The sequence below is a fragment of the Brevibacillus sp. AY1 genome (genome assembly GCF_029870785.1).
GTDB lineage: Bacteria > Bacillota > Bacilli > Brevibacillales > Brevibacillaceae > Brevibacillus > Brevibacillus invocatus.
In genome coordinates, this window is record NZ_JAFLPN010000032.1 from 1 (window position 1) to 12935 (window position 12935).

Below are 12935 nucleotides of genomic sequence, written 5' to 3' on the forward strand. Positions count from 1 at the left end.
GTGGTTGGTAACTACAAACCCCCACAGTGGACTTTCACCACCTAGTTAATCGCCATGCGTGGCACACCAAGAAACCCCCACCTCTACAGGTGGAGGGAGTATTCATTCGTCTCGATTCTGCTTTCTTCGATAGGCTGCGACCATTTCCTGCGTTTTTTCTTGTTCTTCCAGACGTTTTTCGACAGCGAGGTCCTGGGTGATGTCATGCTTCAGTCCGCGCATGCAGGATTCACAGATATTTCCCTTGCGAATCAGAAACCCGCAACTCTCGCATGGATAGCCCAACTCCGGGTTTCCATCAACAGAGATACGTCCTTCTTTGATGAATTTCGTAATTTGCTTTACGCTGACACCAGTTGCGTCGCTGACTTGGTGAATATTGGAACCGCGATTTTCCCGTTTGCGCAAAAACTTGGCGCAGATCTCGTATTCTTTCTCTACTTCCTGATAACATTTGGGGCAAATGTCACGAGCCACCCTTACAAACAAGGCATCACAACGCGAACAATTCGATAAACTGCCCAAAGACATATGTTTCCCCCTTGCCCTCTTCAATTTTCGCAATCAAGTATCTAGTCCCATCATAACGCAAATTGCCATTTGTTTCTATCTGTATTATCGGTAAATTGTCAAGGACCAAATATATGATTTTACAGTTTCAACATGATGAATGGCTTGCGCACAGGCCCGAAGCGTGGAGCCCGTGGTATAGATGTCATCAAGCAAGAGGATTCGGGATGGCTTTTTGGGGTGGGCAGCTTCTCCCTTCCAGGCAAAAGCATCCTGCATGCTATGAATGCGCACTTCACGTCCTGTCTGCTGACTGAGCTTGGCCGTCTCTTTCGTACGTGTCAAAGCATCCTGCACTGGCACACCAATGGCTCGACTGAGTCGTCCCGCTACTCTTTCCATTTGGTTGAAGCCACGCTCGCTCAAGCGTTTTGCGTGCAAGGGAACCGCCACCAGATAATCAAATTGTCCAGAACGAAAATAGCGATAGATAGCAAGCGTCAGCAGTTTGCCGAAAAAGTCAGCCAATCGCTCATCTCCGCGGTATTTATAAAAGCCAAGCAGATCCTTTCCCCACTCGTCATAGAGTAGCAGCCCCCGGTTTCCTACAAGGGCATCTTCGCCTATTGCTCGGCAGTCTCTGCATCGCAGCTCCCCACTCTCCAGCAGATTCTGCTGCACCTGATGCTCCCAGCTCCGCCCGCATTGTTCACAGATTTGCTCCCCAATCACCGGCATTTCCTCAAGACAACCAGCACATAGAGGGAGCTGATCCACCAGGCGATACATATGAGCGTAGCTTGTTCTTCCAGACAATCGGACTGCCCAGCTCCGCACAACCGCCTCCCGCTGATTCCGGGCAGCGACTCGTAAACCGCATCTGACACAGCCCCGTTGGCTCATGCCATTTCCCTCCTGTCACGCAGCAGCTTGGCAAGCTGATTCATCTGCGTGATTTGGTGCACGGCTGCCTGAGGAGCGGATGCCCGATAGCTTTGCACAAAAAGGACTGTACCCTGCGGATCATCGGGGGAGCGACCGACACGCCCGGCGATTTGCACCAGAGAAGCTTCATCAAAGACAGGGGCCTGTGCCCCTACCACCGCCACATCACTCCCCGGAATCGTCACGCCCCGCTCAAGAATCGTCGTCGTCACCATCAGCTTGACCGCTTTTTCACGAAACGCCATTACTTTTTCCTCGCGGGCAGGGTCCGAAGCATGAACGCCTGCCATCCCTTCCCGATAATCAGGCAACATGACCTGCAGATAGCCCAGCATACGCGGCACCTCTTCAATGCGCGGCACGAATACAAACACCTGACGCCCGGCATCCAGTGATGTTTTCAACATATCGTGAAGAGGCGTGATCACTCTGCCAGCCGCGAGCCGCTTGTCCAATCCCGATACCGTACAAATCTGTGGAACAGGCAGCGCATGACCATGATAGCGTCCAGGCAACAGGACATGACTTGGAGAAAACGGGGCGAAAGACGATCGGCCAAGAAGTGATTTCTGCTTGGTTACGAGCTTCTTTTGCAGATAGCGCGGTGGCGTTGCGCTCAGATAGAGGATTTTCCCGCCTGTCTTAACGGCGCGGGCCACCGCTCGATACAGGACTGGATTCTGATGATAGGGAAACGCGTCTACCTCGTCCAGCACTACCAGAAAAAAACGTTGGTAAAAACGCATGACCTGGTGAGTTGTGGCGATCGCGATATCGCAATCCTCCCACTTTTCCTTGCTTGAACCATGCACGGCAATGACACGTGCTTCTGGAAAAACACGCTGAATCCGTGGAGCCAACTCCAATACTACGTCCTTTCGCGGGGTGGCGATCAGCACCCTTTCCCCCTGTTCCAATGCCGCGACGACGGAAGGGAATAGAAGCTCCGTCTTTCCTGCCCCACAGACTGCCCAGATCAGGAACTCCGCGTTTCTCCCCCAGTGATTGAGCACAAACTGGCGCGCTCGGTCCGCCGCTACCTCCTGATCCCGGGAGTAGCGTCCAGACCATGCCAGGCGCCCTGCATGACCTGTATGAGAGGAGGGAGCTCTTTTGGCTGGCACACATAGAAAAGGCGTACAGCACTTGCTCCGCCCCATGCCGAGACACTCCGTGCAGTACGCGCAGCCTTGTCCGCAAGTGTGACAGGTTGTCAATTCGATTTTCTCCTTGCCGCTGCCGCATCTCGTGCACCCCAGCTCCAGGGAGTGGCGCAGCCAGCTTTTCCTGACTTGCAAACGCACCCCTGGAAGCCACTGCGCGTCTCCCGACAGCACCAACCGCTGCAAGAGCTGCGGCAGATCCGGCACTGCTATTCCATGCGTCTGCAGCAGCCTCTCCAGCTCCTCCCACAGCAGGGCTCTGCCTGCCAGCACCTCTTTTACCAGTTCAACGTCTCCTCGCATCGATAATGGGCTGCTGCCGTCCTCCTGTTCGGCAATTCCTTCCCGCCATTCAAACCACTCGCTCGACGACTTACCCTGATCATCTGAGAAGGTGTCGCCGTACAGAGCGTTAGACTCGCGAACACCGGTAAGCGCGATCTGTCTCATCCCAGCCAATGCCTGCTCATTGACAGTGCTGGCCTGCCTTTCCTGCAAATACTGATGTAACCGTTCACGCAAGGAGAAGGCCATCGCTAGCGAGGGCGTGCGGCCGATCACATAGAGTTGGCTTCCCTCCTTCTCCTGCCAGAAGTGCTGGTCTACTTGAAAGCAAGGTGTCACGTAGGCCTTGATCGGCTCCCGCCCGACTTTCACATACAACAAGTACTCTCGCACATGAACTCCCCCCGTTCTGCATCCTTGTCCACAGTTTGCAAAAAGACAGCGGGAAGTGCAAATAAAAAGGGGACCCGCTTCAAAATAGGTCCCTACTTCATTATTCATTCGCTCTTTACTTAAAACGGCTTAATTGATGCGGTCTTATTGATCCGTTTCTACATAACCGTGATCACTTAAAGTTAGGTCACTGTATGCCCTGCCTATCTTGTATGTACGTATTCTTTCTGTTCCACTAGCAGGTTCAATTATCCCTTTTCTTATCCATTCCTTTGCCCATTCTGTTATTGTTCTGGTAACAACATTAAACTCGCCCGCAATTTCCTTTGGAGTGATCTCGCCATTCTTGGTCAATAATAGTTTTACGACAATCAATTCACGCGGCTCTAATTTATTCACTCTTGGGTCGATATGCTGTTTATACTTATTTTGAGCAATACGAGCTACTTTCTGAGAGGCTTTTTCCATGATCAAGACGAAGTACTCGAGCCAAGGCGCCAAATCAGGCGGGTTGTTTCTTCCATCGTAATACAACACAGGGAGATTCATTTGTAATTTTGTGTAATAACCTTGGAGATCTGACACATAGTACTCTTCCATCGAATTAAATCCCTTCAAATCATAGCCTTCGATACTAAGGATATATGTAGCGAGAGCCCGTGCTGTTCGTCCATTTCCATCATAAAACGGATGAATCGTTAAGAGTTGGTAAGCTGCGATCCCCGCTCGAATAGGTGCAGGCAAATCTCTGGCATCATCACTATTAACCCAAGCAACAAATGATTTCATTAGTTGTGGTACATCATTTGCTTCTGGCGGAATATATTCAGGTTGTCCTGTCACACTGTCATAAACTGCAAATAACACCCCAGGTCTCGTAGGACCCCTATATTCACTTTCTTCCGTTCTTCTTCCTGAGCCCCTGATTTCAATGATAGAATGCAATCGCTTTATAAAATCTTCACTGATAGGAATCTTCAGCCTTCTCGAAGTACTTAAAAAGGATAGCGCATTCCAATAATTCCGCACCTCTTGTTCTGCCTTTAACCCTTGCCGATCACGATTTTTCATAATGGCCTCAGAAACTTCTTCCAAGCCCAAGGGATTCCCTTCAATTCTGGTCGAATAATGAGTCATTTTTAGTTTTGCTTCTTTACGCAATTCTTTTTCAATGTCTTTTGGGAGAGGAAGCATTTCAACTGTATTTTTATATTTTTCAATAGACATTAAGGATTTTACGATCCTATCGTTATATTTGAATCGTGGTTGATACACAAAACTGCCCCCCTTTCTCACTTCTGGACATTCGCTATTCAATGTTATTTCCTCGTTATTTATTCGCTATTTATTCGCTATTTATTCGCTATTCGCTCGCAACCTTTCGAAAACAAAAAAAGAGCACACCGGCTCTTTTCCATTTCGCAAAGCTCACCCATCTCCAGATGGCTAAGCTCCTGCCTTCTCTTGCCTCAAGTCAATGATAATCGCCTTGGTCTGCGCCAGTCCATGATGACCGTCTGTGGACCAGCAATACGGATAACGTTCATACAAGGCAGCCATTTTCTTGGTATCATCCACAGATCCTTCATCCTGCAGGGTAATTCGTATCGACTTGCCGCTCCAATAAGAACGGAACAGCAAGCGACGAATGACACCCTCCAGCACCTGCTCCGAATCACGGAGCAGCAATCGATAATGCTCATCAGGGAACTCAGCCGCGCTGCCCATCCTGTCAGTCATCCGCTCGAGCAGCATCACCAACAAAGAGGAGCAGCCGAACGTCGCTAACAGCCATACCACCATATCTGCCATCACGGTCATACCTCCTCTACCTTACAAGGTATGCCAGATGGCTTGGACAGGGGACTACAAGGACTGCAAATTACAATTTAACCCAGCCGTTTTTAATGGAATTAACTACTGCTTGCGTACGGTCTTGTACGTTTAATTTTTGCAAGATACTGCTCACGTGATTCTTAACCGTCTTTTCACTGATAAACAAAAACTCGCCAATCGCTCTGTTGCTCTTTCCTTCTGCCATCAGCTGCAAGACTTCGCGTTCACGGCGCGTCAAGGATTCGATGATACTCGGATCTACCGTATGGGTATCATCAGTGGCATAGCTGCGTTCTGATGCCCCTTCTTGCTCACTCAGCCGTCTAAACTCTTCAATCAGTTTTCCCGTTACCTTGGGATGTATGTATGCCCCGCCACTTGCGACAACCCTTACGGCATCCACCAGGTCAGATGTTCCCATTTCCTTCAAAAGATAACCCGATGCACCTGAACGAAGCGTTCGGTAAACATAGCCCTCATCATCGTGAATGGAAAGCATGATTACACGTGTATCTGGACTGGCGGAAATCACACTTTCAGTTGCAGAGACACCATTGATATTCGGCATGTTGATATCCATCAGCAGCACGTCAGGCTTGTATTCTTCCGCCAGCTTAGAAGCGTCTCCACCGTCAGCTCCCTCGCCGACCACCTTAAAATCGTTCTCCATCTCCAAAATACGCTTTACGCCTTCGCGAAACAATTGATGGTCGTCTACAATTACGATCCGGAGCTCTTGCTGTCTCTTTTCCATGGTTCTTCCCCCTATTCAGATTATTTATGTCGCTCGTTCATATTTTGAGTGGAATCTGGAACAATACCTTCGTACCCTCTCCAGGAGCTGACTGTACTTCAATTTCTCCTTCCAAGAGCTGTGTTCGCTCATTCATTCCCAAAAGCCCAAAGGAGCCACCTGTAGCCATCCGTTCATTCAAATCAAAACCGATGCCATCGTCCTTCACGACTAAACGCAAAGATTCCTGCAAAAATTCCAGTTTGACCTGTACTGTATTCGCATTGGCATGCTTTTCCACATTGTTCAAACATTCCTGCACCAATCGAAATATAGCGGCCTTCACCGAGCTTCGCAGCGGCGGCTCCACACCAAATACGACCAGATCAATCGTGGTTTCAATGCGTTCCTCGCACGTTCTGATATATTTTTGCAAGGTCGGAACCAGCCCCAAATCATCCAATGCCATCGGACGAAGATCAAAAATAATTCGTCTCACATCTGATAAACTCATTCGAACCATTTCTTTTAACTCATGCAGTTCCATCTGCGCTTCGAGGATGCGCTCGTTCTTCAGCATGCGTTCTACGATTTCGGAGCGAAGTACGACATTTGCCATCGACTGCGCTGGTCCATCATGGATTTCACGCGCTACCCGCTTGCGTTCTTCCTCTTGTGCCTGAATGACCTTCAAATTCATCAACTGATGCTGCTTGGCCGATTCCAGCGCCTCGCCGATTTTACTTAAATCACCAGTCAGATACCCCAGCACAACCCCCATTTGGGAGACAAGCTTTTCTGCGCGTACGATGGTCTCCTCCAACGTGCGCAGCTGTCGCTCCAAATCGTTTCGCCTGCGCTTCAGGTTGTTTTCCCGTTCACGGAAAATAGAAAGATCCACCTGGATTCGACTCGCTTCTTCATAGGCAATCCGAATATCTTCCTCGGTGTACATATGAAAATTGCGGCTCACCAAAACAAGTCGATTACGGGATTTGCGATAGGCAAGCTCCAGTGCATCCACCTTTTGAATCACCTTTGAGATTTCCTGACGCAGCTCGTGAAGATCCAGCTTCATCGAATTTCCTTGCTGTCTGGCATTCTCTGCTATATCAAAAATTTGGCTTTTACTCGTTTCCACTGTTTCAATTGTTCGTTTGATGACTCCATCGAGCACGCTGATGTCGATTGCTTTGTTCATGACTGCTCTCCTTCAAACGTGTTTTTCGCATTCGTGAAAAGTTGATGGAGCTTCTCCAGGTCCATATTGCGTGTCCCGACGTCAAATCGAGTAATTGCAAAAGGATCTGTCTGACTCGTTACCACACCCGGAGTAGAATTAAAGACAAATCGGTAACCGGCCTGCTTCGCTGTCTCCAGAACGACGGGGTTGGTGTAGCCATATGGCAAGGAGAGTACCTCAACAGGACGTCCCAACCAATCACTCAAACCGATCCTCGACATGCTAAAATCCACATAGAGCCGATCTCGATATTCTTTCTCCTTTTCCAGGCGTTGCAAATCTTCCAAATAGACGGGGGCGGTCACAGGCCCCATCTCTCCCCATTCATTTCGCTCTTTTTCTCCATGTAAGCTGTAGGTGTGGGAGCCAAAATCGGCTAGCCCCGTTGCGACCAGTTCCTTTACCTGTTGTCGGGAAAGGGGTGTCGTCATATTTTCCCGCTTTCTTTCTGCTACATCTCTCACACGGCCCGCAATAGCAAAATTGACGGATGGATAGTTGTATGTACGCATGATCGGAAATGCTTCTGTGTAATAGCTCTCGTATCCATCGTCAAAGGTAATCAGTACGGCATTGGCAGTCGGCAGACTCCCCGTATTCATGAATTGCACAAACTCTGTTAATGTTATCGGATGCAAATCATTTTTGTGTAAAAAAGACATGTGCTGAGCAAATTGATCAGGAGACAGAGCATAGGGTTGATTCGATTGCTCTGCTACGTGATGATAAGACAAAACGACAACCTGATCGCGGTACCACTGTTTGCGCGGAACAGCTGTTTCTTCTACCGTTGTGACGTTCGACTCAGCAACTATTGGTTCACTTGTGCTTATTGACGTGTTCACCTGAGGAAAAGGTTGCACTTCGAGAGTATTATTTTTTACCAGGCGTTGCCCTAAGAGCAATCCGACAATGACGAACATGAGCAGAAAGATCACGAACATGAGAAGGAAGAGCCTTTTCTTCGGCAAGAGTACCCCCTCCTCCTCTTCTTCTACTCTAAAGAAATTCGACAGACACTGAAAAATTCCTTTATGCACTGCTATCCAATAAAGGTGGAAGATTATACAATAAACGGTCATTGCCGTTAGACATTTTTCACAGAAAAAGAGCCCAGTATCGCGACTAGGCTCTTTTTTACGTTTATTATTTTGCCAATTGGCTAGCGTCTTGTTTCAATGCATCTGCTTTGTCTGTGAGCTCCCAAGGAACATTCAGGTCGTTGCGACCGAAGTGACCGTAAGCCGCTGTCTGTTTGTAGATAGGACGACGCAGATCCAGCTGTTTGATGATTCCTGCAGGGCGCAGGTCAAAATGCTTGCGAACCAGCTTAACCAGATCTTCTTCCGAAATGGTTCCTGTTCCAAACGTATCAACTGCGATAGAAACAGGTTGTGCTACACCAATAGCGTAAGCTACCTGCACCTCGCACTTGTCAGCCAAGCCAGCAGCCACGATGTTTTTGGCTACATAGCGCGCTGCATAAGCACCGGAACGGTCTACTTTGGTTGGATCTTTACCGGAGAACGCGCCACCGCCGTGACGTGCATAACCGCCGTACGTATCTACGATGATTTTGCGTCCAGTCAATCCAGCATCCCCTTGAGGTCCTCCGATTACGAAACGGCCTGTCGGGTTGATGAAGTACTTGGTTTCTGCGTCCAGCAATTCAGCAGGAACTACAGGCTTGATCACCAGTTCAGTCAGGTCCTTTTGAATTTGCTCCAGGGTAGTTTCTGGTGCGTGCTGCGTAGAAATAACGATGGTGTCGATACGAACAGGCTTGTCGCCATCGTATTCAACCGTTACTTGCGTTTTACCATCAGGACGCAGATAGGACAGTGTGCCGTCTTTACGCACTTCTGTCAAACGGCGAGCCAGTTGGTGAGCCATGCTGATTGGCAAAGGCATCAGCTCTGGCGTTTCATTGCAAGCAAAGCCAAACATCAAACCTTGGTCACCAGCACCAATTGCCTCGATCTGCTCATCGGTCATTTTACCTTCACGCGCTTCCAGAGCTTGGTCTACTCCAAGCGCAATGTCAGCAGATTGTTCACCGATCGCTGTGATAACACCGCAAGTATCTGCATCGAAGCCGAACTTAGCGCGATCATAACCGATTTCGCGAATCGTTTCACGAACCAGTTTTTGAATGTCCACGTAAGTGTTGGTGGTAATCTCACCCGCTACGAGTACCAGACCTGTTGTTACGGATGTCTCGCAAGCAACACGAGCATTCGGATCTTTTGACAGGATTGCGTCAAGAATGGAATCGGAAATTTGGTCACATATTTTATCCGGATGTCCTTCAGTTACGGATTCAGATGTGAACAGACGACGACCTTTTTGCAAAGCCATGAGAAAAAACCTCCTTTGACCTCATACAAATAGTGTGGTAGCCGAGTCAGGATTTTATCGACGTAAATGCAGGCAAAAAAAACCTTTTCCACCATATAGGGAGGAAAAGGTTTGCGCGCTTTATGCTTCCTTCATCCTCTTATCGGCCAGAACAGATGTCCGTTCTGCTGGTTAGCACCGCTCTAGTCGGTTGCCGGGCTTCATAGGGCCAGTCCCTCCGCCTGCTCTGGATAAGAGTATCCATTACGGATTCTAGAATAATTGTTTTTTCCAGTGGTGTCAATAGACAACTTAACGCAGTTCGTACTTGCCCCGAACCATGATGTGAGCGACCCCATCGTATTGTGGAGCCAGACGCAAGCCACGGTTGTCGGACCTTGCAATCAGGAGAAGATGATTGTGGCCAACACTGGCTCCTGCGCGCAAATCGGCCCCAGCAGTCAAGTCTGTTAAACCGTCGCCATTATTTCCCGCTACGGCCTGAACTTGTCCGGTCCGAACGATAAATTCAGTCCCTTCAAAGCCGTACAACGTGCTTCCTGGATACAGCTCTACGACAGTCAGGCTGCTGCCACCTGCGCTTCCACCCAATGCCTGAATCGCTTTGTCCACGTAGCTTTTGGTCACCACTGGATCATCAACTGAACCCGGTACACCGCTCACTCCATCAGCCATCGCCTGGGATGTGAACAACGCCATTCCCCCAACCATTACCGCTATCAATCCTTTTGTAAACTTCTTCATCGTTGTTCCTCCCCAATTTCATCTCTATAGTTTGTAAGACTTGGAGATCAGCACGACAACCTCGGCACGTGTGGCAATCCCTGTAGGTTTAAACAGGCTGCCGTATCCGCGCAACCACTCTCTAGTGGTGAGGGCCTCGATCGCTGGTGAAGCCCAGTGGCTCGTAGGCACGTCTCGGTAGCTGGAAACACTTCGCGGATACCAGAGAACATTGTGCGCTCTGGCCACCATCGCTGCCATCTCCGCACGCGAAATCGCTTGATCGGGCTTCATCTGCCGATTGGGATACCCTTTAATGATTCCCAATTGATAAGCTAGTCCCATATTATTATAAGCCCAGTGACTTCTCGACAGGTCCGTAAATGTCGTTTTTCCTGAATAAGTGCCTACCTGCATGCGATTCGCCTTCATGGCCTGGATCAGCATCGTGGCAAACTGTGCTCTTGTCACAGCCTGATCGGGCTTGAATGTCGCATCATCAAAGCCCTTGACGACTCCCTTGCTGCTCAAGCGGACAATTTCATTGCGTGCCCAGTGCGTAGAAATATCGCGATAGCCTGCGATCAGTTCCTGCTGATTGACAGTCAGGCGGTACAAATCATATTTGAACGACGTCGCACTATTTAGACGAATATAGTACTTCCCTGGTTGCAAACGTACGCCCAACACTTCTTTGCCTTGATCTGACAGCTGAGCCACCATGTTTGTCGTCGCAATCGCGTAATCCAGGTTGCTATTGCTATAGAGCGCGATCCTCATCCCGCTTGGAACCGGAACAAATGGAGCGCGAATGCTGACATAAGATTCCTTATTGACGGTAAATTGAAACCAGTCTGTATCCGTAGCCGTCGGGAACGTGCCAGTCATCAAATACCCGCCCTCCAACGGAGAAGCCTGCCGATACGTATCATTCGGTTCATTTGGATCTTTTTTCACCGGAGTAAAATTCAAATCCAGCGTATACTCAGCATTTACCGCGTTCTGTTCATACTCACTTACTCGTATGAAGTACTTTCCAGGGGAAACCTCTTTCTGTACCCGCTCAGTCGGGTCATCCCGATCTCCGCTGTCGTAGGCAGGGTCCCACTTCGTTTGCGTCCCCTCCTGCTTCCCGATGTTTAATACCAAATCCATCCGCTTGGTATCTGGTGTCACGGTAACATCCATCGAGCCGTATTCGCGCACATAATAGGAAAACCAGTCTTGGTCCCGCTCCTCATGGAAATTTCCGGTGACACTGATCTGATTGCCTACTAGCGGCCTCGCTGTTTCCATCGTATTATTCGGTTCGTAACGATCCGGATTGATGGAAAACTTGCTGGTCAGGACATACGTAAAAGCAGAAACCCCACCATTTCGGACCAGCTTGATTGACATTCTTCCTGCTTTCACCGGTACAGTCAGGGTGTCGCCATTCCCTATGTAATGGGTCACGGGTGAACGCTTGTCGGAATAAAAGGTTGCCGCCATCGGTGAAGCGAGTCCAACCGAAACATTTGCTTTGAAGGTTACCTTCCCATCGTAAGGAATATCCATCCAATACCAGTCAACCGTATCGTTTGGGCCTAAATTGCCTCTAATCTGCGACTCAATCGGAAATGCCTTTGCCTGCGATTGCGTGTTATTGGGTTCTAAGAAGTCCATCGACATAGGCGAGCGAACAGCCTTTTGAATATCGAGCAGGCCATATCCTGTCCGCTTGTCCCACCCTGGTGTTCCCAGGTCAGTCGCCGTCTGGTACAGCAACTGTCGGACATCGATCGGCCGAAGCTTGGGGTGCCGTTCTAGAACCAGCGCGGCTGCACCAGCTACTTGTGGAGCAGCTGCCGAGGTGCCGCTGAAGCCACCGTACTTTCCACCCAGCTTGGTTGTATAGACATTCAGTCCAGTTGCCATCAAGTTCAGTTCAGGACCGGAGTTCGATTCTATGATCGGCTCATTGTTCGCCTTTACCCCACCGACCGCAATAACAGTTGGATAAGCAGCCGGATAGGCAACACGATCTCCCTCGTTGCCACTGGCAGCCACCAGTACAGCTCCGTTTGCCTCCGCCCGATTCACTGCATTCGTCAACGCCGGAGAGTAGGACATACTACTGACGGACATCAGAATCACTTTGGCTCCTCTGTCCAAAGCCGCATGAATGCCTTTTGCCACCAGGTCCAAATCCGCCACGGCATTCTTGTCCAGAACCTTAATGGGCAAAATCCTTGCTTTCCAGAGAACACCGGATACTCCAATGCCGTTATTTCCTTCTGCGGCTAAAACCCCTGTGACCTCTGTTCCATGTCCATTGTCATCCTGCGCCGATTTCCCTGGGTTGACCAGGTTAATACCAGGCAGCAAATTATCCTTCAAATCGGGATGTCGGTAATCAGCTCCAGTATCGAGCACGGCTATGGTTATGGAGGTGTTGCTCTTTACCGTATCCCAGGCTTTTGTAGCCTTAATCTGTGACAGGTGAATCTGATTCCCAAAGTAAGGGTCGTTTGTGTCCGTCGCAGCTGCAACTGGTTGAATATCTGCCATCATCATGACGACCCCCACGATGACAGCAAGCATTGCCCCTACCCATCTTTTCATCACTTTTACAGTCCTTCCCCTCCCCTGCCAATAAAGCGCAGTACAAAGGAATGCAGGTATTAAAGCCTATCTCATAAGCATACGGAACAAATCCATGAAGTGCAACCTCGGATATCCAATATTTGGAATCTTGCGCAAACGA

Annotated in this window: 11 protein-coding genes and 1 riboswitch; all 11 genes read right to left on the reverse strand. The window is 49.3% G+C overall.

Going from position 1 to position 12935, the window contains the following annotated elements:
- Positions 1–102: 102 nt before the first annotated feature.
- On the reverse strand, positions 103–531 hold the full coding sequence (locus tag JZI27_RS19515) for a TIGR03826 family flagellar region protein (RefSeq protein WP_280208812.1): 429 nt from the start codon (positions 529–531) through the stop codon (positions 103–105).
- An 84-nt stretch (positions 532–615) separates the two neighbouring features.
- Complete coding sequence (locus JZI27_RS19520; RefSeq protein ID WP_280208813.1) at positions 616–1413, reverse strand: ComF family protein; 798 nt, start codon at positions 1411–1413, stop codon at positions 616–618.
- The gene (locus JZI27_RS19525) at positions 1410–3296 is read right to left on the reverse strand and encodes an ATP-dependent helicase ComFA (protein WP_280208816.1); all 1887 of its coding nucleotides are present in this window, start codon (positions 3294–3296) and stop codon (positions 1410–1412) included. Before JZI27_RS19525 ends, JZI27_RS19520 begins: the two co-directional genes overlap by 4 nt.
- A 144-nt stretch (positions 3297–3440) precedes the next feature.
- Positions 3441–4571, reverse strand: a complete 1131-nt coding sequence (locus JZI27_RS19530) for a Fic family protein (RefSeq protein ID WP_280208817.1) — start codon at positions 4569–4571, stop codon at positions 3441–3443.
- A 171-nt stretch (positions 4572–4742) separates the two neighbouring features.
- Complete coding sequence (locus JZI27_RS19535) at positions 4743–5108, reverse strand: glycosyltransferase family 2 protein (RefSeq protein WP_280208818.1); 366 nt, start codon at positions 5106–5108, stop codon at positions 4743–4745.
- A gap of 70 nt (positions 5109–5178) precedes the next feature.
- Positions 5179–5886, reverse strand: a complete 708-nt coding sequence (locus tag JZI27_RS19540) for a response regulator (protein WP_280208819.1) — start codon at positions 5884–5886, stop codon at positions 5179–5181.
- 37 nt (positions 5887–5923) lie between these two features.
- The gene (locus JZI27_RS19545) at positions 5924–7066 is read right to left on the reverse strand and encodes a sensor histidine kinase (protein WP_280208821.1); all 1143 of its coding nucleotides are present in this window, start codon (positions 7064–7066) and stop codon (positions 5924–5926) included.
- Entirely contained in the window at positions 7063–8079 is a 1017-nt protein-coding gene (locus JZI27_RS19550) for a polysaccharide deacetylase family protein (protein WP_280208823.1), read from the reverse strand. The genes JZI27_RS19545 and JZI27_RS19550 overlap by 4 nt, the downstream gene beginning before the upstream one ends.
- Positions 8080–8254: 175 nt before the next feature.
- Complete coding sequence (metK, locus tag JZI27_RS19555) at positions 8255–9466, reverse strand: methionine adenosyltransferase (RefSeq protein ID WP_122907136.1); 1212 nt, start codon at positions 9464–9466, stop codon at positions 8255–8257.
- Positions 9467–9602: 136 nt separating this feature from the next.
- A riboswitch (SAM riboswitch) is annotated at positions 9603–9703 on the reverse strand.
- A 54-nt stretch (positions 9704–9757) separates the two neighbouring features.
- Positions 9758–10210, reverse strand: coding sequence for a hypothetical protein (locus JZI27_RS19560; RefSeq protein WP_280208825.1), 453 nt, complete (start codon positions 10208–10210; stop codon positions 9758–9760).
- A gap of 24 nt (positions 10211–10234) precedes the next feature.
- Positions 10235–12793 (reverse strand): S8 family serine peptidase, encoded by a 2559-nt coding sequence (locus JZI27_RS19565; protein ID WP_280208855.1) that lies wholly within the window; start codon positions 12791–12793, stop codon positions 10235–10237.
- Positions 12794–12935 lie beyond the last annotated feature (142 nt).